Genomic DNA, 21,521 nt, shown 5'->3' with positions numbered 1-21,521 from the left:
GTGAACACGAACGAGGCGCGCACCGGAGCCGTCATGGCAATGGGGTCGATGTTCTGCGTTCAGGTCGGCCTCGCGATCGCGGTGACGCTGATCGACCGGATCGGTGTCGAAGGCGCGGCGTGGCTACGGCTGGCGTGGGCCGGAGTTCTGCTCCTGCTGATCGTGCGACCCAAGCGATCGGCATTCACGCGATCCAGCTTCGCGATGTGCGTCGTGCTCGGCGTCGTCACCGCGGCGATCACGCTGCTGTTCATGGCGGCGCTGGACCGGATTCCGCTGGGCACCGCCAGCGCACTGGAGTTCCTCGGTCCGCTCTGCGTCGCCGTGGCACATGGCAAGGGCAGGCAGCGATTTGTGTGGCCGGGGCTGGCAGCGCTGGGCGTCGTTCTGCTCACCCAGCCGTGGGCCGGTGTCATCGATCCCGTCGGTGTGATGTTCGCGCTCGGCGCGGCCGTCTGCTGGGCCACCTACATCCTGCTCACCCAGCGCGTCGGCGATCAGGTCGCGGGCATCAACGGTCTGGCGGTGTCGATGCCCGTCGCAGGTCTGGTGGCCACAGTCACGGTCGGCCCCGCGGTGTTCGAGCGGATGACTCCCGAGATCCTCCTGATCGGCATCGGCCTGGCCATCCTGCTGCCGGTGGTGCCGTTCGCGCTGGAGCTGCTGGCGTTGCGGCGCTTGACCACTGCCGCGTTCGGCACGCTGATGGCTTTGGAGCCCGCGTTCGCGATGATCGTCGGCCTCATCGTCTTGCACCAGGTGCCCGGTGTCGGAGGGATCGTCGGGATCTGCTTCGTCGTGCTCGCCGGGATCGGCGCTGCGCGCTCGGGCGCCCGTACGCCGCCGGCTGTGCCCGCCGAGGTCGGTTCCTGACGCGCTGCTAGGGCGCCTGGTTGCGACGACGGGCGAGCAACGTGGCGGCGACGACGCCCAGCGCGGCGCCGACACCGACACCCGCCCACGTCGTCGAGAAGCCCAGCAGGCTGCCCAACAGTCCGATGACGGCGCCCACGACGAGGGCGACCACGACCAGAATCGCGATGATCTTCCACCAAGGCATCTGGCCACCAGCGTCTGCCATGACGAAAAAGTAGCACGACCAGCGCACTGGTAGCGTTCGCGACGTGGCACGCGGATTCTTCGGTTCGCCGATCGCCGGACTCATGAACAAGCTCTTCGTCGGCCTCATCGATGCGCCGGTCATCGGGTCTGTGGTGCGACGCGGAATCATCAACATCCGCTACGTCGGACGGCGTTCGGGCACGACCATCGAGACCCCGGTCGGCTACCGTCGCACCGCTGACGGGCTGATCATCAATGTCATGTCGCCACAGAACAAGACATGGTGGCGCAACTTCCTCGGCGACGGCGGCGAGATCACCCTGCTGAAGTTCGACGGCCGCGACCGTACCGGCCACGCGATCGCCAACCGCGATCCCAACGGCGGCGTCTCGGTCGCCGTCAGACTGACCTAGCCCTCGAACCTCTTGCGGCGCAGCAGTGTTCCGGCTGCGAGGAGAGCCAGGCTGATCACCAGGATCGCGGTCGCCAACACGTTGATCTGTGGCGGTACCGCTGCCTTGACGGCGGCGTTCACGTAAAGCGGGTAGGTCACCGTCGACCCGCTGACGAAATAGGTGATGATGAAGTCGTCCAGCGACAGTGCGAACGACAGCATCGCGGCTGCGACGATGCCCGGAACGATCAGCGGCAGCGTCACTCTGAAGAACGTGCGCATCGGGCTGGCGCCGAGGTCCATCGACGCGTCCTCCAGCGTCCAGTCGAAACCTCGCACTCGAGCCCGAACGGTCATTGCGATGAAGCTGACCTCGAAGGCGATGTGCGCGATCAGGATGGTCGTGTAGCCCGCGGCCCACCCGAAGTCGAGAAACAGCGTCAGCAGTGCCGCACCGATCACGACTTCCGGAGCGGTGAGCGGAAGGATGAGGAAGGTGTCGACGGCCTTCTGGCCCCGCCAGCGTTGCCGCACAAGCGCGATCGCCACCAACGTGCCGAGGACCAGCGCGATGGCGGTGGAGACGGCGGCCACGTTGAGGCTCAGCTTGAGCGCTTCGGTCAGCGGTGGGTACTTGAACGGATGCGCCCAGTTCTGCAGCGTGAAGCCGTGCCAGGTGTAGTTGAACTTGCCCGCGGGCTTGTTGAACGAGAACAGGACGATGACGAATATCGGCAGGAACAGGTAGAGCAACACCAATCCGGCCGCGCCCCGCAGCAGGAGGTCGCCCCATCGCGGGGTGCCCTTGACGGTCTTCGCCGGTTTGGGGCTGGTGGCGGACTCCATGGCGGCGATGGTCATACGAGGTCCTCCGTGCCGAGCGCGCGGGTGTACAGCAAGACACCAACGAGGATGATGACCATCAGCACGAGGCTCAGAGCCGCTGCGGCAGGGTAGTCCTTGACCACGAGGAACTGCTTCTGGATGACGTTGCCGATCATCGTGGTCTGCGTACTTCCCAGATAGTCGGCGTTGATGAAGTCACCGACCGACGGAATGAAGACCAGCATGCTTCCCGCCAGCACGCCGGGCATCGACAGCGGCAGAATAACTTTCGTGAAGCTGCGCACGTTCGACGAGTAGAGGTCTTTGGACGCCTCGATCAATCGTGGATCGATCTTCTCGAGGCTGACGTACAGCGGCAGGATCATGAAGATGATCCAGTTGTAGGTGAGGCCGCCGATCACCGCCCAGCTGGTGGACAGCAGCCTGCCCTCGTCGGGCAGCATTCCGATGTGGCCGAGTGCGGTGACCACCCAACCCTCGTCGGCGAGGATCGTCTTCCAGGCGATCGTGCGGATCAGGAACGTCACGAAGAACGGCAGGATCACCAGACCGAGGATCAGGTTCTTGTAACGGCCCGCCTTGAACGCGATGACGTACGCCAGCGGAAAGGCCAGCAGCACACACAGCAGCGTCGCCGCCAGCGAGTAGCCGAACGATCGAAGAATCTGCTCGCGGTACTCGGTGAAGGCCTCGGTGTAATTGCCGAAGTCCCAAGCGAACTCCAACGTCGGCATGTACACCGAACCGCCGGACGATGACAGCGACGTCCGCGCCAGCGTGAAAAACGGGACCACGAAGAACACTCCGAGGTACGCGAGCGCCGGCAGCACCATCAGATAGGGAGCGATCTTGCTCCGTTGTCTGCCGCTGGCTGCTACACCTGCCATCCGGTCAGCCGCCGGTGACCGCTGCGTACAGCGTGTTGTATTCCAGCGTCTGCTCGTCGGTCAGGGGCGCCCAGCCCTTCGACTTGTCGAGGGTTTCCTTCGACGGGTTGATCAGAGGATTCTTCGCCGCGGCGGGATCGATCTTCTCGAGTTCTTCTGTCATATCCGACAACACGGGCACGTACTGGACAAAGGAGACCAGCTTGGCGTAGTTCGCCCGGTCATAGATGTAGTTGATCCACGCCTCGGCGGCCTTCTGGTTCTTGGTGGTGTAGGGGATGACCATCGTGTCGACGAACGTGGTCGCGCCCGATTCGGGGACGACGAACTGAAGGTCGGGATTGTCCGCCTGCAGCTGCACGACGTCACCCGAATATGCCTGTGCGACAGCGATGTTGCCCGCCGCGAGGTCGTCGGCATAGTCGTTGCCCGTGAAGCGCCTGATCTGACCCTTGTCGTTCTGCTCGCGAACCAGGTCGACGGCCTTGGTCACCGTCTCGGTGCTGGGGTCCGTAGGCGAGTTACCCTGCGACAGCATGAGCATTCCGAGCCCGTCCTGCGCGTCGGAGAACAGGCTCACGCGGCCCTTGAACGCGGGATCCCAGAGGTCGTCGATCTTGGTGATGTCGCGGCCGGTCGCCGCGCGGTTGTAGGCCAGGCCAACGAGACCGGACATGTAAGGCGCGCTGTACTTTCGCTCCGGGTCGACGCTCGCCTCGAGGAGGTCTGGGCGCAGGTTCTTCTTGTTGGACCAGCCCGCATCGCTGATGTCGTTGAGCCAGCCCAATTGGTGCAGCCGCACCGCCATGAACGTGGTCGGCACCGCGAGGTCGGCGCCGATGTCCTGCTTGCGTGACAGCGGTTCCTTGTTCTTGGCGAACCATTGCTCGTTGTCGTTGAAGTCTTCCTTGTAGTCCACGGTGATACCGGACGCGGTCTGGAAGGCGGCGACGAAACCGTCGGCCATGTACAGCGGCCAGTTCGAGACTCGCAGTGTGCCGCTGGCGGGTCCGCTGTCCTGCGTAGCCGTTTGGCCGGACCCACCGCCGTCCGAACTACACGCGGCAAGGAAGGACGGGCCGAGGGCGAGCGCCGCGGCGGCCGCCGCACCCCCGCCGATGAACCGTCGACGTGAGGTTCTACTGGCGGCGAGCCGGGCCGCCAGTTCGAGGTCGATCGCGTCGATGTTCTTGGAGGGCATGGCGACTGTGCCTTTCGTCGATGTGAAAGAGGGGACGGAAACGATCGAGCCGGTCAGGAGTCGTCGAGCATCTCTTCGAGGTCTTCGGCGGTGGGGATGTCCGCGGCGGGAAGGACCAGCGAGGCTTCCGGCGCCCAGCACACGTGCACCCCGTCGCCCGGCCGCAGGAGCGGCAGGTCCTGCTCGGCGCCGACGTGCGCGAGGATCGTCGAATCGTCGGGCGCCGCAAGTTGCAGCCGCACGACGGGGCCCTGGAACGTCAGGTCCTTGACCGTCGCCTGCACCGTGGCCACGTCGCCGGTGGGCGCGTCCATCGACACCCGGACGCGTTCCGGCCGCACCATCAGCGTCGCGTGACCGCCGGGCTCGATCGCTGTGTCGCCGGGGCGGGCCTTCAATGTCGTTCCGAGAACCTCGACCTCGACGAAGTCGTGATCGGTGCGGCCGATCTGGCGACCGGCCCACAGGTTGGCCTGCCCGATGAAGTTGGCGACGAACACCGTTGCGGGACGGTCGTATATCTCGGTCGGCGTCCCGATCTGGTCGACGTTGCCGGCATTCATGACCGCGATCCGGTCGCTCATCGTGAGCGCTTCCTCCTGGTCGTGCGTCACGTAGATGAACGTGATGCCGACCTCGCGCTGGATCCGCTTGAGCTCGAACTGCATGGCGTGGCGCAGTTTCAGGTCCAGGGCGCCGAGCGGTTCGTCGAGCAGCAGCGCGCTCGGGTAGTTGACGAGGGCGCGCGCCAGCGCCACACGCTGCTGTTGCCCGCCCGACAGCTGCGCGGGCATGCGCTTGGCGAAGTCGGTCAGCCGGACGACCTCGAGCAGATCGTCGACCCGCTTGCGTACCTCGGTCTTGTCCTTCTTGCGGCTCCGCGGGCCATACGCAACGTTGTCCCACACCGACATGTGCGGGAACAGCGCATAGTGCTGGAACACCGTGTTGACATTGCGTTTATGCGGCGGCACCCGCGACACGTCGGCGCCTTCGAGCCTGATGGCGCCTTCGGACGGCGTCTCGAAACCCGCGATCATCCGCAGCGTGGTCGTCTTCCCGCAGCCCGACGGACCGAGCAGTGAGAAGAACTCGCCCGAGGCGATGGAGAAATCCGCGTCGGATACCGCGACGTAGTCGTCGAAGCGCTTCGTCACATGGTCGATCTCGATGACCGGGCCGCCCTTGGCGCGGCTGGCCCCGTCTTGTCCCGTCGGCTGGTCTACGGCGGTGGTGTGTGAGCCGGTCAGAGCGGATCCTCCTCTAAAGCAGCCCCCCGGAGCTGTGGATAAAACAATCGCCGATCAAGCGGACCTGCGCAAGCGATTCCGCAACGAATTTACATTTCGACAATGGAATCCTTTGTCACCGACGCGGGAAACCGCCAGAATCCGCTGAAGTGAGCGTAACCGCCCACGGCCGGGCTGTCAGGGCAGCCGGCTGCGGGGGTGGCGACAAGGGGCGCCACCCCAGTTTCGCAGCCGTTGGACCCCAGGTCGCAGAATTCCGCCCGCTCGTTTACCCCTGGCGCTAACCCGGGTAATGAAGTGGCATGGCCACGGTGGATGTCTCGGTATCGTCCGATCTCAGCCCGGAGGACGCCTGGAAGCTCGCGTCGGATCTGAGCCGGTTCGACGAGTGGCTGACCATCTTCGGCGGGTGGAGGAGCGAGGTCCCGACGCAGGTCGAGGTCGGCACCAGCGTGTCGTCGGCGATCAAGGTGAAGGGTTTCCGCAACATCATCCATTGGCGGGTCACCCGCTACGACGAACCCAAGGCGATCGAGATGGTCGGCCGCGGTAAGCCCGCCGTCTGCATCGCACTGCGCCTGTGCGTGAAGGACGAAGAAGCGGGTTCGACTTTTCAGGTGATCGCCGATCTCACCGGCGGCCTGCTCAACACACGCGTCGGCAACCTGGTGGCCAAGGTCCTCGAGTCCGACGTCCGCCGCTCAGTGACGAACCTGGCCGCCCTGCGCTAACCCCATTCGTGGTTCATGGCGCGGGATTCGTAGCGCGCCTCGACGGATTCCGGCGGCGGTGTGCCCAGCCTCGAAAATGCGATGAGCACCATCGCCAGTGTCGCGGTCGCGGCGCCGCCGATGAAGATCGCGAAGAAGCTGCTCTCCATGGGCACACCCGTACCGGCCGCCAGCCTGCTGAGCAACACCGCGACCAGAGCCGCCGCCGTCGAACTGCCGATCGTTCGGGCGATTGCGTTCATGCTCGTGGCGACACCGGTCTCGCTGGCGTCGACCTCGTTGACCACCAGTGCGGGCAGGGCGCCGTAACCGAGGCTGATGTAGGCGTTGGCGAGGACGCCGGCGACAATCACATGCCACGCCTGCGAATGGACGAACGCCGCCAACAGGAACCCGGCGATCCCTGCGACGGCCGCGACGAGCAGTACCGGGCGAGCCCCGAAGCGGTCGATGAACCTCCCACTGAACAAGGCGATGACGAAGCCAACGGCCACGCCCGGGAGCAGGAAGACGACGCTGGCCTCCAAGACGGTCGCACCGAACCCGTAACCCGCGGCCTCCCTCGGGATTTGGACGAACTGAGTCAAGCCGAGGAAGGCGAAGTACAGACCCATCCCGACGAAAACGGTGGCGAGGTTGGTGAGCAGGATCGGGCGGCGCCGCAGCATTTCCGTCGAGACCAGCGGTTGTTTGACACGCCGTTCCCACCGCCACCAGCCGAGGAGGACGACCACACCGCCCACGCCACATCCGAACGTCGCAGGCGACGTCCAGCCCCATGACTGCCCCTGCGTGAGCGACAGCAGGACGGTCGACAGACCCAATGCCAGCCCGATCGCGCCGAGCCAATCGATGGTCCCGCTGACACCGCGCGGCCTTCGCGGGATCACGAAGAGGGTGATCACGATGGCGGCGGCGGTGAACACGGTGGTCAACCAGAACACCCGGTGGTAGCCCGCGTTGCCGCTCATCAGAAGGCCCACCACCACGAGACCGCTGCCGCCGCCGAAACCCAGCGTGCCCGACAGCACCGCCATCGCCGACATCAGCCGATTTGGGGATAGCTCCTCACGCAAGATCGCAATGCCCACCGGGTAGAGGGCGAAGGAGGCGGCCTGGAGTACTCGGCTGATGATCAGCAACGGCAGCGACGTCGTCGTGGCAGCGAGCAGCGAACCGAGGAGTACGACGACGAGGACGCTCAGCAGGACCTGCTTCTTGCTGTGCAGGTCGGCGAGTCGGCCGATCAACGGTGTCGCGGCGATCGCGGCGAGCAGGTTGGCGGTGACCGCCCAGCTGACGCCGACGTCGGACGCGTGAAGCTGGTCGGCGATGATCCCGAGCACAGGGACGACGGCGGTCTGCAACACCGCGACTGTCAGCACCACGATGCTCAAACCCGCGACCAGCAGCCTGTGCCGCCCACTCGCATCGTTGGACGTGGTCGACCGCGTCGCACCGGTCTCGACCACGCACCACCCCGTTCGTTAGCTCGTCTTTGGTTCTCATCGATTATGGGCCTAGACCCGCAGCGGGCTGACGGGTGCCCGCACGTGATCGAATAGCCACATGTCACAACAGAGCACATCGAGCCCCCTCACGGAGTCGACATTCAGCGGCAACCGTCCTTCCGGTGCCGGTGACCTGTCGGTCGAGACGCACGGCATCACGCCAATCACCGAAGACCAGCGCTACGGCACTCCCGGCAGGTTGTTCACGGTGTGGTTTGCGCCGCAGGTCAACATGACCGGTGTCTTCACCGGAACGCTGGCAATCGTTTTCGGCCTCGGATTCTGGCTGGGCCTGTTGGCGATGGTGATCGGAACCGTCCTGGGTTCGCTTGTCGTCGGCTACCTGTCGACATGGGGCCCGAGGACCGGCACCGGTCAGCTGCCGAACTCGCGGATGGCGTTCGGCGGCGGTGTCGTGCTTCCCGCTGCGTTGCAGTGGCTCTCGTCGATCGCGTGGGATGCGCTTGTCGGATTGTTCGGTGGGGAAGCCCTTGCCGTATTACTCGACATCCCGTTCTGGATCGCTGTCCTGATAGTCCTCGGGGTACAGGGCGCGGTCGGCTTCTTCGGCTATGAGCTCATCCACCGTTTGCAGGCGGTCCTGACCGTCGTCCTGTTCACCACCTTTGTGGTGTTCGCGGTGAAACTCGTTGGCGGACATGACATCGTCACGCCGGCGGCCGTGTCGGGCCCTGATCTCGTCGGCGCGTTCGTGCTCGAAGTCACCGTCGCCTTCAGCTTGGCGGTGTCATGGGCCAGCTATGCCGCAGACTTCAGTCGATATCTGCCCGCGCATTCGTCGCGTGCCCGGGTTTTCGGCTTCACGTTCGCAGGGATCGTGTCGGCGTACATCTTTGTGCAGGCCATCGGCATCGCGGCGGCCGGGACGATCGCTGAGCACACCGCGGAAGGACTGCGTTCGGTGATGGGCGGCGGGGTGCTGGGCGCGCTGACGTTGCTGATAATCGCAGTTGCCTCAGTCGGATCCGGCGTCATGAACGACTACAGCGGATCGCTCGCGCTGCAGACGATCGGGGTGAAGGTCCGACGCCCGGTGTCGGCAGTGATCGTCACCGCGCTGGCGTTCTCGCTGATCCTCTGGTTGCACTCGGCCGACACCGCGACACGGTTCACCGATGTGCTGCTGCTGGTGAGCTATTGGATTCCCGCGTTCGTCGCCGTGGTCGTGATCGACTGGGCGTTGCGTATCCGCGGACGGGCCAGCATCGACCCGGCACAGGAACCGACAGATCGACGCGATGCCGCCGTTGCGCTGATCGTGTTCGTGGTGGCATACGGGGCCGCGGTCCCGTTCATGAACACCTCGATATTCCAGGGGCCGGTCGCCGTCGCGTGGCACGGCGCCGATGTCGCCTATTTCGTCAATCTTCTTGTCGCCGCGACACTTTACGGCGGTTACCGATTGTGGGGGAGGCGCCGCGCGTCAGCATTGTGACCGGTGGTGTGAATGAAGTCGTCGATCAGATCGACGACATCGCCCGGCCGTTCGACGTGCGGGAAATGACCGACGCCTTCGAGCACCTCGAGCCTGCTGCCCTCCCGCGCTTCATGCAAGGCGTAGCCGTGCTCGACGGGGATGATGCGGTCCTGATCGCCCCAGATCACCATCGTCGGCAGATCCGAGGTGAGATGCAGCCGATTCAACGCGCTGACCGCCTGACCGCGATGATCGACGACCGAGCGCAATGTCCGCAAGAACGCCTGTCGCGTCTCGGAATCGGCCAAAGATGAATAGGCGCTCCACATCTCGGCACCGCGGGGCGATTGAATGCCCGCCGTGGAGAACCACGATCGAAGTTTGTTTCCCGCAGTGAGAACGGGGCGGGGCGCGATGACCGGCAGGATCAGCTCGGCCCCGGGTGCTGAGAGCATTCGAAGTGTCCAGCCGACGTCGGGACCCAGGCCACCGCTGCTGATCAGGACCAACCGTTCACACAGGTCGGGATGCTGGTAGACGAATTGCATGGCTACGCCGCCGCCCAACGATTGGCCGATGATCGTCGCCCGCGAAACCTCCAACTCGTCGAGCAGGTCCCGCAACCAGACCGCGAACGCGCCGAGCGAGTAATCGCCTCGCGGCTTCGCGGATTGGCCGTGGCCGAGCAGGTCCGGCGCCACGACCCGGTACCTGCGCGCCAGCTGGGGGATCACCGCACGCCAGGTGTGGGAACTTCCCGCCATACCGTGGATGAGCAGCAACGCTTCGGGTCCCGTGCCCTCATCCTGGTAAGCCACGCGATCGCCGTGCAGCTGGAGATACTTCATCTCATCCATGTGGATTCGGCCCCTTAATGATGTCCGGTCAGTGTCTACCCCGAAACCGGGACAGGTAAAGCCAAGTGGCCTGATAACCCCGACGTTCGTAGAGCCGGATCGCGTCACTATTGCCTGGTAATGCGCCGAGGATCACATCGTCGACGCCAAGGCCGAGCAGGTGATCCTCGAGTCGGGTGAGCAGCTCGGAGCCGAGCCCGCTGCCGCGCAACGGTGGCAGGACACTGAGCGATTCGATTTCGCCGATGCGTGACCCGGTCTCCCAGGTGTCAGGGATCCAGGTATCGGCGAGGGCCATCACATGTGCCAGCCCGTATCCGACGGCTGCGTCGTCGACGAACGCCATCAGCAACAGGGTGTCCGGTTTGGCCAGAAGTTCCTCGTACAGTGCGCGACGCACCGACCATGTCTGCGCATCGCTGACGTACGGGCCGAGTTGCGGCATCGATTCCGCGTGGCGGTGATGCACGGCCACCCACAGCGGCGCGACGAGGTGTAACTCCCCAACGCCTGCCGGGAGTATCTGCCAGTCGGTTGCCATCGCGCAACGCTAATGCAGCGGCCAGAATTGTGGCATCACCACACAAGGCGAATTCACGCCGTACGGCCCGTCGCATTGGGTCGTGCTGGCCGTCTTCGTGGTGGGCGCGGTGGCCTTGGTGTGGCTGGGCCGCAGGCAGACCGAACGGCAGGCGCGCCGGTTCGGTCGGATCGTCGGCGTGGTCACGGCGGTCATCTACGCAGCAGCGTTCGTCAACGCGCTGATCCCGCCCGATCTGCGGTGGTCGGTACCGCTGCACCTGACCGATCTGGCGACCGTGGTCACCGCTTACGCCATGTGGTCGCAACGTCACTGGGCCTACGTGCTGACCTACTACTGGGGCCTGGTCCTCAGCGTGCAGGCGTTGATCTCGCCGGTGCTGACCGGACCGGACTTCCCGAATTACCAGTTCCTCGGATTCTGGTCGATTCATCTGCTGGTCGTCTGGGCCGCGATCTATCTCACCTGGGGCCGGGGCATGCGGACAAACTGGCGTAGCTACCGGTTCGTGGTGGTGGTGTCCGTGATGTGGGTCGTGGTCACCATGACGTTCAACAGCATCGCCGGAAGCAATTACGGCTTCCTCAACGGGAAACCCGGAATCGCGTCATTGCTGGATGTGATGGGCCCGTGGCCGTGGTACGTGCTGGTGGGGGCGGTGCTCGTGGCAGCGGTGTGGGCGGCCATGACCTGGCCGTGGGAACGGCTGCGCCGAATCGATGGGAGATCACGATGACTGTTCCAGAGCCGTCACCAGTCAACCATCACGCCGACCACCCCGGCTTTTCGGGTGTAACCGGGGCGATCGTCGGCGTGATCCTGCTGTTGAGGGGGCGGGCGAACGCCCGACTGGCGGCCGAGGTCACCGACGTCTCGGCCGGCGACCGGGTCATCGATGTCGGCAGCGGTCCCGGTGGCGCGGTGCGGGAAGCCGCGCGCCGTGGCGCCACAGTGACCGGCGTCGATCCCTCGCCGGTGATGTTGCGGCTGGCCCGCATCGTCACGCGAGCTCGGGGTGTCGAATGGGTCGAAGGCACGGCCGAGCACGTGCCGCGGCCGGACGGGTCGGCGACGGTCTGGTGGTCGTTGGCGACCGTGCACCACTGGCAGGACGTCGGCAAGGGACTCGGCGAAGCGCACCGGCTCCTGGCGCCGAACGGGCGCCTGCTCGCCGTCGAACGCCGGGTGCAACCGGGCGCGACGGGCCTCGCGAGCCATGGCTGGACGCACCAGCAGGCGGAATCATTTGCGGCCCAATGCCGCACAGCGGGCTTCGCCGACGTGGTCGTCGATCAACCCGGGCGGGGCCGCCATGCGGTGTGGGCGGTCAGCGCCACCCGGCCGTAGGTGTTGGCAGGGATTGGCACCGTCGACCCGGGGGTACCTCACGTGACGGGGCATCGATCCGGAGGTGGCGCATGGCCGAAGCGGCGAAGGGCGATGGCGACGAGGAGGAACGTCAGCGATTCGCCGACCGTGTGCTCGGGTTTCTCGAAGACGTCGTGTACTGGGCGATCGCCGTCGTTCTCGTCAGCGGGTCCATCGCCTTGCTCGTCGCGCAGTTCCACACGATGCTGGGCCTGCGGACCTCACCGGCCAAGATCGTCATGTTGGAGGTCCTCGACGGCCTCTTGCTGATCTTCATATTCGTCGAGCTGTTGTACGCGGTCCGCTCGTGCCTTCGGTCGCGGGAGATCGTCGCGGAGCCGTTCCTCATTGTGGGAATCCTGGCCTGCATCAAGGAGATCGTGGTGCTGTCCGTTGAAGCCGCCACACTGCTTAAGGATGGGCCGCAGTTCTCGCGTGCGATCGTCGAGGTCGCGGTGCTGGGCGTGGCCGTGCTCGTGCTCGCGTTGTCGGCGTACGTGTTGCGTGAGCGACGGCGCAGCGACGACAACCCGGCCGAAGAAGAAGCCCGCGACGAGGAAGACGCCACTTCCGGTTGAGGTGCGGCGCTGTGCGAGGATGCGCGAATGGCCACCGAAGCTGCGCATTTCACGCAAACCCAGGACGGCGAGTTCACGCCTACCCGCTTTGCGCTGAGCCATTGGGGCGACGATCATCTCAACGGCCCCGCTGTCGTCGGCCTGGCAGCGCAGGTGCTGGAGAACCATGTCGGATCGCCCGACTTCTTGCCGACTCGCCTCACGGTCGACCTGTTCCGGGCGGCCCGCTCCACCCCGACGAGGGTTGATGTACGGGTGGTTCGTGATGGCCGCCGGGTGCGCAGCGCGGAATGCGATGTGCTTCAAGACGGTCGGGCCGTCGCGCGTGCGACATTGGTTCAGTACCGACGCTCGTCGCCGCCACCCGGTCGTCAGTGGGCCGCAACGATGCCGCAGCCGTCGCCGCCACCCCCGGACGACCAGATGATGCCGTTCGTCGGCAGCGAAGCCGGTTGGACCCGCACTCCGGCGGCGCACCAGAACGATTCACGCAAGACGTTCTTCTACGGGGGCCTCAATGTCGTTGCGGGGGAGAAGATCTCGCCTTTTGTGCGAGCCGCGATCGTCGCCGAGGCGACCAGCCTCGTGACCAACCTCGGCACCGAAGGCATCGGCTATATCAATGGTGATCTGACGGTGGCCTTGTCCCGATTGCCGGTCGACGACTGGATCAGCATCCAGGGCGATTCGCACTGGGCGTCGGACGGTATAGCCGTCGGGACGGCAACGTTATTCGATCACCAGGGGGCCTTCGGATCGGGCATGACGACCGCGGTCGCCAACCCCGCCGCCCAGATCGACTTCACGACCAGGTCATTCGAGAAGCGCGGCCTCGACTACGAATAGTGCGGTCCGCCTGACTACCAGCGCCTGTGCCAGTTGCCATTGCCGCCGTCGACACCGACTTCGGCCGTCGAAGGCGGCGTCACGGGCTTCGGCGCCACGCTGATCGGTGCGCGGGTGACGCCGATCTGTGGTCCGTCCGAGGCCGACCCGCCGCGCGGCGCTTGATATTGAGGCACGTATACCGGGGCGTCCTGCGCCGGTGGTGGTGGAGGCGGCGGTGGCGGTGAAGCCGGCGGCGGTGGCGGAGCGGATGGTCGTGCGGGCTGGCTCGTGAGCGTGGGTGCCGTGCCGCCGGTCGTCGGCGCGACACTGCTGGGTACCTGTTCCGTCGTCGGTGTCACGTTCGCCGGCTCCTCGGAACTCGGGCCGGGGGTTCGTAGCAGCATGGGAATGATGGCGAGCACCACCGCGACGGCGATGACGGCGATCAGGACGATCAGACCGCGCCTGGTGCGGTACCACGGCGCGCGGGCGGGCTTGAACGTCAGCGTGCTTCCGGCGGAGGGTCGGCGGTCGATGACGGGCTCTGCGGAGGCAACAGGCTCGACCGTCTCCTCGAGGTAGCTGGACTGGTCCTTGACGTAGCCGCCTGGCTCGTCGAAATCGACGAACTGGACGTTGTAGTCGCCCTGGGGGTCGTAGCCGCCCGAATCGTCGCTGACCACTGGAATCGGCGCGGTGTTCGGGTCGTGTTGCCCGTCGGTGACGTGCGCACCGTCAGGTTCGGCCGTCGACTCGTCGATATCCCTTCCCCACAGGGCAACGCTCTCGGCCATGCACGCATTTTACCGTCCTCAGCGGCACGCTCAGACACCTAAGATTCTCGACCTGAAAACCGGTCGGCACCAAGAACATTCAATGGCGGCATCGGCAACCCGCTCAACGCGACGTACGATCTCGTGCATGACCAGCGGGCCGGCGGAAGAACAGCGCCTGCGAGACCTCAAGCTCCTGCGCAAGGTTCGTGACCGGATCGACCGCGAATACGCCCAGCCGCTCGACGTCGAGGCGCTCGCGCGTGGCGTGAATATGTCGGCCGGCCACCTATCGCGCCAGTTCAAGAGCGCATACGGAGAATCCCCGTATTCCTATCTGATGACCAGGCGCATCGAGCGTGCGATGGCGTTGCTGCGGTGCGGCGAGATGTCCGTGACCGAGGTCTGTTTTGCCGTCGGCTGCTCCTCGCTGGGCACGTTCAGCACCCGTTTCACCGAGTTGGTCGGCGTACCGCCCAGCACGTACCGCGCACAGACGGCCGATGCTTCGACAGGCTTACCTCACTGTGTGGAGAAACAGATCACCAGACCGATCAGGAATCGAGAAGCGCCTGCCGTAGCGCTGCACATAACGTGAGCGCCATGTTCATCACCATCCACTCCAGCATGCTCCCGCACGACGACCCGGATGCCTCCCTGGCGTTCTACCGCGACACTCTCGGCTTCGAAGTCCGCCTCGACGTCGGACAGGGAAAGATGCGCTGGATCACCGTCGGACCTCCCAACCAGCCCGACACCAACGTCGTCCTGTATCCGCCGACCGCCACGCCGGGCCTCACCGAGGATGAGCGCCGCCTCATCGCCGAAATGATGGCCAAGGGCACCTACGCCCAGATCAACCTGGCAACCAAGGACCTCGACGCGACCTTCGAGCGTGTCCAGGCCGGCGACGCCGAGATCGTTCAGGAGCCGACAGAGCAGCCCTACGGTGTGCGTGACTGCGCGCTGCGCGATCCCGCAGGCAACATGGTCCGTATCCAGGAGCTCCCCTAAACGATGGCGAAGACCGCAGACAGCCACGACCTGATCCGCGTGCACGGCGCCCGCGAGAACAACCTCAAGGACGTCGACGTCGAATTGCCGAAACGCCGCCTCACCGTCTTCACCGGGGTGTCGGGCTCGGGTAAGAGCTCGCTGGTGTTCGACACGATCGCAGCCGAGTCGCAGCGGTTGATCAACGAGACCTACAGCGCCTTCGTCCAGGGGTTCATGCCGGCGCTGGCGCGGCCCGAGGTCGACGTTCTGGAGGGGCTCACGACGGCGATCATCGTGGACCAGCAGCGCATGGGCGCCGACCCACGCTCCACGGTCGGCACCGCCACCGACACGGGTGCGATGCTGCGCATCTTGTTCAGCAGGCTGGGCAAGCCGCACATCGGCTCGCCGCAGGCGTTTTCGTTCAACGTCGCCTCGATCAGTGGCGCCGGGGCGGTGACGATGGAGCGCGGCGGCAGAACGGTCAAGGAACGCCGCGAGTTCAACGTCGTCGGCGGGATGTGTCCGCGGTGTGAGGGCCGGGGTTCGATCAACGACATCGACCTCACCGCGCTGTACGACGACAGCAAGTCACTCAACGAGGGTGCGCTCACCATCCCCGGCTTCAGCATGGAGGGCTGGTACGGGCGAATCTTCAACGGCTGCGGCTTCTTTGACCCCGACAAGCCGATCAGCAAGTTCACCAAGAAGGAACTGGACGCCCTGCTGCACAAGGAGGCGACCAAGCTCAAGATCGACGGAGTGAACCTGACGTATCTGGGTCTGATCCCACAGATCAAGAAGTCGTTCCTGGCCAAGGATGTCGAGGCGATGCAACCGCACGTCCGTGCGTTCGTGGAACGGGCGGTGACGTTCACGACATGCCCCGACTGCGACGGCACGCGACTCTCCGACACGGCTCGGTCGTCGAAGATCACGGGCCACAGCATCGCCGATGTGTCTGCGATGCAGATCAGCGATCTGGCCGTCTGGATCGGCAAGATCAACGACAAGTCGGTGGCTCCACTGGTGGCGTCGTTGCAGCACACCCTGGACTCATTTGTCGACATCGGGCTGGGCTACCTGTCCCTCGACCGCCCGGCGGGAACGTTGTCCGGTGGTGAAGCCCAGCGCGTCAAGATGATTCGCCATCTCGGATCGGCGCTCACCGACGTCACATACGTCTTCGATGAACCGACCGTCGGCCTGCATCCGCACGACATAGCGCGGATGAACGACCTTCTGCTGCAACTACGCGACAAGGGCAACACCGTCCTGGTCGTCGAGCACAAGCCCGAGGTGATGGCGATCGCCGACCATGTCGTCGACCTCGGCCCCGGAGCGGGCACCGACGGTGGCCAGGTGGTCTTCGAGGGCACGATCGACGGGCTACGGGGGAGCGACACCATCACCGGTCGCCACCTCGACGATCGCGCAGCGCTCAAGGACCAGGTGCGCTCGTCGTCAGCAGCTCTGGAGATCCGTGGTGCCTCGACGCACAACCTGCAGAAGGTGAACGTCGACATCCCGCTGGGCGTGCTCTGCGTGATCACCGGCGTCGCAGGTTCCGGCAAGAGCTCGCTGATCAGTGGCTCGGTCGCCGGCCGCGACGGCGTCGTGGTGATCGACCAGGCGCCCATCCGCGGATCGCGCAGGAGCAACCCTGCGACCTACACCGGGCTGCTGGACCCGATCCGCAAGGCGTTCGCAAAGGCCAACGAGGTGAAACCGGCGCTCTTCAGCGCCAATTCGGAGGGTGCATGTCCGGCATGCAACGGCGCCGGCGTCATCTTCACCGAATTAGGTGTCATGGCCACGGTGGAATCGCCGTGCGAGGAATGCGAGGGCAAGCGGTTTCAAGCGTCGGTCCTCGAGCACACGTTCGGTGGTCGCAACATCGCCGAGGTCCTGGCGATGTCGGTGACCGACTCGCTCGAATTCTTCGACACCGGCGAAGCGGCCGTCCCAGCCGCGCGCAGGATCCTGGAACGGCTCGCCGATGTCGGACTCGGCTACCTGACACTCGGTCAGCCACTCACCACACTGTCCGGCGGTGAGCGCCAGCGGCTAAAGCTCGCCTCTCAGATGGGCGACAAGGGCGAAATCTACGTGCTGGATGAACCGACGTCGGGTCTGCACCTCGCCGATGTCGAGCAGCTGCTCGGCCTGCTCGATCGCCTCGTCGACTCCGGCAAGTCGGTGCTCGTCATCGAGCACCATCAGGCAGTGATGGCGCACGCGGACTGGATCGTCGACCTCGGCCCGGGGGCCGGCCACGACGGCGGCCGGGTGGTCTTCGAGGGCACGCCTGCCGGCCTGGTGTCGAAGCGGTCCACACTGACCGGCGAACATCTCGCGAAATACGTCGGCACCTGACCCGGTTTCGCGGCAAGATGCCGGGGGTGGCGATCGACGTAGATGCTCTGCGGGAGAAATACGCGGTCGAGCGGGATCGCCGATTGCGGCCCGACGGCATTGCGCAGTACGTCGAGATCTCAGGTCCGTTCGCCGACTTCGCGAAAGATCCGTGGTCCGATCCGGGCTTCACCCGCGCCCCGCTGTCAGACGAGGTCGACGTCGCGATCATCGGCGCCGGTTTCGGTGGGCTTCTCACCGCCGCCCGGTTGCGAGAACTGGGCGTGCAGAGCATCCGGCTGATCGACAAGGCCGCCGATGTGGGAGGGACCTGGTACTGGAATCGATACCCGGGCATCGCCTGCGACGTCGAGTCCTATGTGTACATGCCGCTGCTCGAAGAGTTGGGCTATGTCCCGACCGAGAAGTACGCGAAGGGCCCCGAGATCTTCGCGCACTGCAAGAGCATCGCGGAGCATTACGACCTGTACCGCGACATCTGCCTGCAGACCGAGGTACATGAGATCCGCTGGGACCCAGACCTTCTGCGCTGGATCATCGCCACCAACCACGGCGACACCATCCGCGCACGTTTCGTCGCGATGGCCAACGGATACCTGCAGAAGCCGAAACTCCCTGGCATCGAAGGGATCATGGCCTTCCAAGGGCACACATTCCACACCAGTCGATGGGACTACGACTACACCGGTTCCGATCTGTCCAAGCTCGTAGACAAGAGGGTTGGAATCATCGGAACGGGTGCCACCGCCATCCAGTGCGTTCCGCACATCGCCAAAGCCGTCAAACAACTGCTCGTCTTTCAGCGCACGCCGTCGACCGTCGACGTGCGTGGCAACCGGCCGACCGATCCGGCGTGGTCGGAGTCGCTGTACGACGGATGGCAGCGTCGCCGCATCGAGAACTTCCAGCTGCTCACGGCGGGCGGTGAGGCCGACGAGGATCTGGTCGACGACGCGTGGACGAGCATCGTCAAGAAGCTGTTCGTGATGCGGCAGAGATCCGTCGAAGGGATGTCCGACGAAGAGCGTTTGCGCGCAGTGGAAATGGCTGACTTCGCGAAGATGGACGAGATCCGCGCCCGCGTCGATTCGATAGTGAACGACCCCGCCACCGCCGAGGCGCTCAAACCCTGGTATGGCTACTTCTGCAAGCGACCCTGCTTTCACGACGACTATCTGCAGACCTTCAACCGGCACAACGTGAGACTCGTCGACACGAAAGGCAAGGGCGTTGAGCGCATCACCCGCGATGGCGTCGTCGTCGACGGCACCGAGTACGGCGTCGACTGCCTGATCTTCGCCACCGGCTTCGAGGTCGGCACCGACTACTCGCGACGCACCGGCTTCGAGATCATCGGCCGGGATGCGGCCACGCTCTCCGACACATGGCGAGACGGAGTACGAACCCTGCACGGCCTCTCGGTCAACGGATTCCCGAACTGCTTCATCCTGTCCATCGCGCAGTCCGGGTTCACCGTGAACTTCCCATATCTCCTTGACGTGCAAGCGCGTCACACTGCCGAAGTGATCGCGTGGGCACTCGCCAATGACGTCACCGAGTTGGAGGCGTCGGCAGACGCCCAGTCGGCGTGGGTCGACACGATCGTCGCACGGTCGGCGGCGAGCGCAGACCGGGCCAAATCCTGCACCCCGGGCTACTACAACCGCGAAGGCCAGGCGAACGCGAAGACGCGTCAGGGCAGCTTCTTCTTCGGCACGCCAACCGAATACGCCGACATCCTCGAGGCATCTCGGGCGGGCGGCGCACCGGAAGGTTTTGAGATCCGCACAGGTATCCATCGATGACGAGGCGCGGCCGATACCTCACCGGTCGTGTTCGGGCACTCACTCGCCGCGGCAGGTCACCGCGTGTGGTGGTCATCGGGGCCGGATTCGGCGGACTCGCCGCGGCGGTCGCTTTGCGCCGCAAAGGTATCGACGATCTGTCGATAGTCGAACGCTCCGACGGTGTCGGTGGCACCTGGCGGCAGAACACCTATCCGGGTGCTGCGTGCGACATCCAGAGTCACCTGTACTCGTTTTCGTTCGCTCCCAACCGCAACTGGACCCGCACCTACGCCTATCAGCCCGAGATCCTTGCGTACCTCGAGTCCGTCGCTGACGACTTCGACCTACGTCGACACCTGATGCTCGGCACCAACGTGCGGAGGCTCATCTGGAACGAAACCGAAGCGCACTGGGACGTCGAACTGACCGACGGCCGCCGCCTCGTCGCGGACGTCGTCGTCAGCGCCGTCGGGTTGTTCGGCGCCGCACGGTATCCCGACATCGAGGGCATCACGGAGTTTTCGGGCACACTGATGCACACCGCGCAGTGGGACGCGAGCGTCGACCTGACCGGCAAGCGTGTGGCCGTCGTCGGCACCGGGGCAAGTGGCGTGCAGGTCATCCCCGAAGTCGCCGCCACGGCCGCAGCGCTGACTGTGTTTCAGCGGACGCCACCGTGGATGGTGCCAAAGGAGGACCGGCCCTACGGGAGTGACGAGCTCGCCCGATTCCGCCGTATCCCGTGGGCCGCTCTGCGTGAGCGGTGGCGGCTGTGGAAGATGCAGCACGACAACACGGCGCTGACACCCGATCATCCGAGGATGGCGGTCGTTCAGGAGTTGTCGGAGAACTTTCTGCGCCGCCATGTCGAGGACGAGGCGATGCGCGACGCGTTGACTCCTCGCTACCCGTTCCGCTGCAAGCGTGTGCTGCTCGGCGAAAAGTACTACACGGCATTGCAAGAGCCGCACGTCGATCTCGTGACGGATCCGATCGAGCGGGTCACTGAGACAGCGGTCGTCACCGAGGGTGGTCGTGTCGAGGTCGATGCCATCGTGCTGGCGACGGGATTCGAGACCAGTAGCTACCTGTCGGATCTCGAGGTGGTCGGGGTCGGCGGTCAGAGCTTGCACAACCTGTGGGGATTGGATCCCCGGGCGTATCTTGGCGTCGCCGTGAGCGGGTTTCCCAACTTCTTCATGCTGTATGGACCCAACACCAACCAGGGTGCGAACTCGATCATCTACATCCTGGAGGCCGGTGCGCGCATGGTGGCCAGTGCGGTGAGTCGGCTGGCCCGCCGGGGTGGTTACCTCAGCGTGCGACCCGAGGTCGAATCTCGGTTCAACGAACAGATTTCTGCGGAGCTGGAGCGGACCATATGGACGCAATGCGACAGCTACTACCGATCGCCGACCGGTCGGATCGTCACGCAGTGGCCGCACTCCGAACTGGACTACGCGAAGGCGACGTGGCGCATCCGGTCACGAGACTGGCGTCACCAGACCTGAATCACTTCTTCGGAGTTGAGCGCCTTCTCGGTGGCTTCTCGGCGGCAGGGGCTGATCCACGAGTGGCCAGACGGCTCAGGGTGGAGACACCGGGTAGCGACGACACGGCGCCGTAAACCTCGTTGCCCGTCGCGACGAGAGCTTCGAGTTGAGGCAAGACCGCGTCCATCGTCCGGATCATCGGGTCAGCGAGCGCGAGGTAGCGTTCGGCGCGGTCGATCGCCGTGTTCAATCGCTCGGTCGCAATCGCCAGATTCTCGATCAAATCGGGCAACTGAGCCGCGAGTTGTATCGACGCGGGTGGAATACGCAACGCCGCCCCTGCGGCGGACTGCGCGGTCTCCGCCGCCTCCCGCGCCGCCGCCTGCGCAGTCTCGGCGGCTGCTTGCGCGGCGGCCATGATGTCTTTCGGTGTGGGAACCTTGCTCGCCATCTGTTAACTGTCCCGCACGTCGATGCGACTTTCCATGCTTTGACCGATAGGCGTGTCGTCTTTTCGTATTCGCCTGCGGTGCAGTGCCATTACCGATGGACATGAAGATTCCGGCGTTTGCCGAGATACTTGTACAACTTTCGCCGACAGCAA

Annotated in this window: 23 protein-coding genes; 13 read left to right on the top strand and 10 right to left on the bottom strand. The window is 65.0% G+C overall.

The window, feature by feature from the left end; all coding sequences use genetic code 11:
- On the top strand, nucleotides 1-873 hold the full coding sequence (locus AB4Z42_RS16340; RefSeq protein ID WP_442010241.1) for an EamA family transporter: 873 nt from the start codon (nucleotides 1-3) through the stop codon (nucleotides 871-873).
- A 7-nt stretch (nucleotides 874-880) separates the two neighbouring features.
- On the opposite strand, the gene AB4Z42_RS16335 is transcribed toward AB4Z42_RS16340, so the two are convergent.
- Nucleotides 881-1,081 carry a hypothetical protein gene (locus tag AB4Z42_RS16335; protein ID WP_442010240.1) on the bottom strand — a complete coding sequence of 67 codons (201 nt, stop codon included), beginning with the start codon at nucleotides 1,079-1,081 and terminating at the stop codon, nucleotides 881-883.
- Between the two features lie 43 nt (nucleotides 1,082-1,124).
- On the opposite strand from AB4Z42_RS16335, the gene AB4Z42_RS16330 reads away from it, so the two are divergent.
- Complete coding sequence (locus tag AB4Z42_RS16330; RefSeq protein WP_442010239.1) at nucleotides 1,125-1,475, top strand: hypothetical protein; 351 nt, start codon at nucleotides 1,125-1,127, stop codon at nucleotides 1,473-1,475.
- On the opposite strand, the gene AB4Z42_RS16325 is transcribed toward AB4Z42_RS16330, so the two are convergent.
- From AB4Z42_RS16325 to AB4Z42_RS16310, 4 genes are read right to left on the bottom strand one after another with little or no spacing between them, the layout of a single operon-like run.
- Nucleotides 1,472-2,317, bottom strand: a complete 846-nt coding sequence (locus tag AB4Z42_RS16325; RefSeq protein WP_442010238.1) for an ABC transporter permease — start codon at nucleotides 2,315-2,317, stop codon at nucleotides 1,472-1,474. The genes AB4Z42_RS16330 and AB4Z42_RS16325 overlap by 4 nt on opposite strands.
- Nucleotides 2,314-3,189, bottom strand: coding sequence for an ABC transporter permease (locus AB4Z42_RS16320; protein WP_442010237.1), 876 nt, complete (start codon nucleotides 3,187-3,189; stop codon nucleotides 2,314-2,316). Before AB4Z42_RS16320 ends, AB4Z42_RS16325 begins: the two co-directional genes overlap by 4 nt.
- Before the next feature lie 4 nt (nucleotides 3,190-3,193).
- A complete protein-coding gene (locus AB4Z42_RS16315; protein ID WP_442010236.1) occupies nucleotides 3,194-4,390 on the bottom strand; it encodes a polyamine ABC transporter substrate-binding protein in 1,197 nt (398 codons plus the stop codon).
- A gap of 53 nt (nucleotides 4,391-4,443) precedes the next feature.
- Nucleotides 4,444-5,547 (bottom strand): ABC transporter ATP-binding protein, encoded by a 1,104-nt coding sequence (locus AB4Z42_RS16310; RefSeq protein WP_442010235.1) that lies wholly within the window; start codon nucleotides 5,545-5,547, stop codon nucleotides 4,444-4,446.
- A 395-nt stretch (nucleotides 5,548-5,942) separates the two neighbouring features.
- Between AB4Z42_RS16310 and AB4Z42_RS16305 the strand changes: the two genes are divergently transcribed.
- Nucleotides 5,943-6,371, top strand: a complete 429-nt coding sequence (locus AB4Z42_RS16305) for a type II toxin-antitoxin system Rv0910 family toxin (RefSeq protein ID WP_442010234.1) — start codon at nucleotides 5,943-5,945, stop codon at nucleotides 6,369-6,371.
- Here AB4Z42_RS16305 and AB4Z42_RS16300 read toward each other — a convergent pair.
- Nucleotides 6,368-7,843 carry an MFS transporter gene (locus tag AB4Z42_RS16300; protein ID WP_442010233.1) on the bottom strand — a complete coding sequence of 492 codons (1,476 nt, stop codon included), beginning with the start codon at nucleotides 7,841-7,843 and terminating at the stop codon, nucleotides 6,368-6,370. The genes AB4Z42_RS16305 and AB4Z42_RS16300 overlap by 4 nt on opposite strands.
- Before the next feature lie 97 nt (nucleotides 7,844-7,940).
- On the opposite strand from AB4Z42_RS16300, the gene AB4Z42_RS16295 reads away from it, so the two are divergent.
- Nucleotides 7,941-9,338 (top strand): purine-cytosine permease family protein, encoded by a 1,398-nt coding sequence (locus tag AB4Z42_RS16295; protein WP_442010232.1) that lies wholly within the window; start codon nucleotides 7,941-7,943, stop codon nucleotides 9,336-9,338.
- On the opposite strand, the gene AB4Z42_RS16290 is transcribed toward AB4Z42_RS16295, so the two are convergent.
- Both AB4Z42_RS16290 and AB4Z42_RS16285 read right to left on the bottom strand, forming a co-directional pair.
- Nucleotides 9,299-10,177 carry an alpha/beta fold hydrolase gene (locus tag AB4Z42_RS16290; protein ID WP_442010231.1) on the bottom strand — a complete coding sequence of 293 codons (879 nt, stop codon included), beginning with the start codon at nucleotides 10,175-10,177 and terminating at the stop codon, nucleotides 9,299-9,301. The genes AB4Z42_RS16295 and AB4Z42_RS16290 overlap by 40 nt on opposite strands.
- 28 nt (nucleotides 10,178-10,205) lie before the next feature.
- Nucleotides 10,206-10,718, bottom strand: coding sequence for a GNAT family N-acetyltransferase (locus tag AB4Z42_RS16285; protein WP_442010230.1), 513 nt, complete (start codon nucleotides 10,716-10,718; stop codon nucleotides 10,206-10,208).
- A gap of 34 nt (nucleotides 10,719-10,752) precedes the next feature.
- On the opposite strand from AB4Z42_RS16285, the gene AB4Z42_RS16280 reads away from it, so the two are divergent.
- The 4 genes from AB4Z42_RS16280 (at nucleotide 10,753) to AB4Z42_RS16265 (ending at nucleotide 13,510) form a co-directional block, all read left to right on the top strand.
- Nucleotides 10,753-11,454, top strand: a complete 702-nt coding sequence (locus AB4Z42_RS16280) for a YwaF family protein (protein WP_442010504.1) — start codon at nucleotides 10,753-10,755, stop codon at nucleotides 11,452-11,454.
- Nucleotides 11,451-12,065 (top strand): class I SAM-dependent methyltransferase, encoded by a 615-nt coding sequence (locus AB4Z42_RS16275; RefSeq protein ID WP_442010229.1) that lies wholly within the window; start codon nucleotides 11,451-11,453, stop codon nucleotides 12,063-12,065. The genes AB4Z42_RS16280 and AB4Z42_RS16275 overlap by 4 nt, the downstream gene beginning before the upstream one ends.
- Before the next feature lie 71 nt (nucleotides 12,066-12,136).
- Complete coding sequence (locus AB4Z42_RS16270) at nucleotides 12,137-12,664, top strand: phosphate-starvation-inducible PsiE family protein (RefSeq protein WP_442010228.1); 528 nt, start codon at nucleotides 12,137-12,139, stop codon at nucleotides 12,662-12,664.
- Between the two features lie 27 nt (nucleotides 12,665-12,691).
- Complete coding sequence (locus tag AB4Z42_RS16265; RefSeq protein ID WP_442010227.1) at nucleotides 12,692-13,510, top strand: acyl-CoA thioesterase domain-containing protein; 819 nt, start codon at nucleotides 12,692-12,694, stop codon at nucleotides 13,508-13,510.
- A 14-nt stretch (nucleotides 13,511-13,524) separates the two neighbouring features.
- Here AB4Z42_RS16265 and AB4Z42_RS16260 read toward each other — a convergent pair whose 3' ends face one another.
- Entirely contained in the window at nucleotides 13,525-14,286 is a 762-nt protein-coding gene (locus AB4Z42_RS16260; RefSeq protein WP_442010226.1) for a hypothetical protein, read from the bottom strand.
- A 127-nt stretch (nucleotides 14,287-14,413) separates the two neighbouring features.
- Here AB4Z42_RS16260 and AB4Z42_RS16255 point away from each other — a divergent pair, with 127 nt between their 5' ends.
- From AB4Z42_RS16255 to AB4Z42_RS16235, 5 genes are read left to right on the top strand one after another with little or no spacing between them, the layout of a single operon-like run.
- A complete protein-coding gene (locus AB4Z42_RS16255; protein WP_442010225.1) occupies nucleotides 14,414-14,863 on the top strand; it encodes a helix-turn-helix transcriptional regulator in 450 nt (149 codons plus the stop codon).
- Between the two features lie 5 nt (nucleotides 14,864-14,868).
- Nucleotides 14,869-15,279 carry a VOC family protein gene (locus AB4Z42_RS16250; protein WP_442010224.1) on the top strand — a complete coding sequence of 137 codons (411 nt, stop codon included), beginning with the start codon at nucleotides 14,869-14,871 and terminating at the stop codon, nucleotides 15,277-15,279.
- 3 nt (nucleotides 15,280-15,282) lie between these two features.
- Nucleotides 15,283-17,637 (top strand): ATP-binding cassette domain-containing protein, encoded by a 2,355-nt coding sequence (locus AB4Z42_RS16245; RefSeq protein ID WP_442010223.1) that lies wholly within the window; start codon nucleotides 15,283-15,285, stop codon nucleotides 17,635-17,637.
- 17 nt (nucleotides 17,638-17,654) lie between these two features.
- Complete coding sequence (locus AB4Z42_RS16240) at nucleotides 17,655-19,442, top strand: flavin-containing monooxygenase (RefSeq protein ID WP_442010222.1); 1,788 nt, start codon at nucleotides 17,655-17,657, stop codon at nucleotides 19,440-19,442.
- Nucleotides 19,439-20,935 (top strand): flavin-containing monooxygenase, encoded by a 1,497-nt coding sequence (locus AB4Z42_RS16235; protein ID WP_442010221.1) that lies wholly within the window; start codon nucleotides 19,439-19,441, stop codon nucleotides 20,933-20,935. The genes AB4Z42_RS16240 and AB4Z42_RS16235 overlap by 4 nt, the downstream gene beginning before the upstream one ends.
- Before the next feature lies 1 nt (nucleotide 20,936).
- On the opposite strand, the gene AB4Z42_RS16230 is transcribed toward AB4Z42_RS16235, so the two are convergent.
- Nucleotides 20,937-21,368 carry a hypothetical protein gene (locus AB4Z42_RS16230; RefSeq protein ID WP_442010220.1) on the bottom strand — a complete coding sequence of 144 codons (432 nt, stop codon included), beginning with the start codon at nucleotides 21,366-21,368 and terminating at the stop codon, nucleotides 20,937-20,939.
- Nucleotides 21,369-21,521: the final 153 nt, after the last annotated feature.

It is taken from the genome of Mycobacterium sp. 2YAF39, assembly GCF_052114565.1.
Classification (GTDB): domain Bacteria; phylum Actinomycetota; class Actinomycetes; order Mycobacteriales; family Mycobacteriaceae; genus Mycobacterium.
Note: the sequence above shows the minus strand (reverse complement) of the source record. Positions and strands in the feature narration are given on the sequence as shown.

Bases quoted from the DNA above. Each gene is read 5' to 3' on its own strand.
- AB4Z42_RS16335 (WP_442010240.1), bottom strand. From the start codon at position 1,081: ATGGCAGACGCTGGTGGCCAGATGCCTTGGTGGAAGATCATCGCGATT.
- AB4Z42_RS16325 (WP_442010238.1), bottom strand. From the start codon at position 2,317: ATGACCATCGCCGCCATGGAGTCCGCCACCAGCCCCAAACCGGCGAAG.
- AB4Z42_RS16320 (WP_442010237.1), bottom strand. From the start codon at position 3,189: ATGGCAGGTGTAGCAGCCAGCGGCAGACAACGGAGCAAGATCGCTCCC.
- AB4Z42_RS16315 (WP_442010236.1), bottom strand. From the start codon at position 4,390: ATGCCCTCCAAGAACATCGACGCGATCGACCTCGAACTGGCGGCCCGG.
- AB4Z42_RS16305 (WP_442010234.1), top strand. From the start codon at position 5,943: ATGGCCACGGTGGATGTCTCGGTATCGTCCGATCTCAGCCCGGAGGAC.
- AB4Z42_RS16295 (WP_442010232.1), top strand. From the start codon at position 7,941: ATGTCACAACAGAGCACATCGAGCCCCCTCACGGAGTCGACATTCAGC.
- AB4Z42_RS16290 (WP_442010231.1), bottom strand. From the start codon at position 10,177: ATGGATGAGATGAAGTATCTCCAGCTGCACGGCGATCGCGTGGCTTAC.
- AB4Z42_RS16285 (WP_442010230.1), bottom strand. From the start codon at position 10,718: ATGGCAACCGACTGGCAGATACTCCCGGCAGGCGTTGGGGAGTTACAC.
- AB4Z42_RS16275 (WP_442010229.1), top strand. From the start codon at position 11,451: ATGACTGTTCCAGAGCCGTCACCAGTCAACCATCACGCCGACCACCCC.
- AB4Z42_RS16270 (WP_442010228.1), top strand. From the start codon at position 12,137: ATGGCCGAAGCGGCGAAGGGCGATGGCGACGAGGAGGAACGTCAGCGA.
- AB4Z42_RS16265 (WP_442010227.1), top strand. From the start codon at position 12,692: ATGGCCACCGAAGCTGCGCATTTCACGCAAACCCAGGACGGCGAGTTC.
- AB4Z42_RS16260 (WP_442010226.1), bottom strand. From the start codon at position 14,286: ATGGCCGAGAGCGTTGCCCTGTGGGGAAGGGATATCGACGAGTCGACG.
- AB4Z42_RS16255 (WP_442010225.1), top strand. From the start codon at position 14,414: ATGACCAGCGGGCCGGCGGAAGAACAGCGCCTGCGAGACCTCAAGCTC.
- AB4Z42_RS16250 (WP_442010224.1), top strand. From the start codon at position 14,869: ATGTTCATCACCATCCACTCCAGCATGCTCCCGCACGACGACCCGGAT.
- AB4Z42_RS16245 (WP_442010223.1), top strand. From the start codon at position 15,283: ATGGCGAAGACCGCAGACAGCCACGACCTGATCCGCGTGCACGGCGCC.
- AB4Z42_RS16240 (WP_442010222.1), top strand. From the start codon at position 17,655: ATGCCGGGGGTGGCGATCGACGTAGATGCTCTGCGGGAGAAATACGCG.
- AB4Z42_RS16235 (WP_442010221.1), top strand. From the start codon at position 19,439: ATGACGAGGCGCGGCCGATACCTCACCGGTCGTGTTCGGGCACTCACT.
- AB4Z42_RS16230 (WP_442010220.1), bottom strand. From the start codon at position 21,368: ATGGCGAGCAAGGTTCCCACACCGAAAGACATCATGGCCGCCGCGCAA.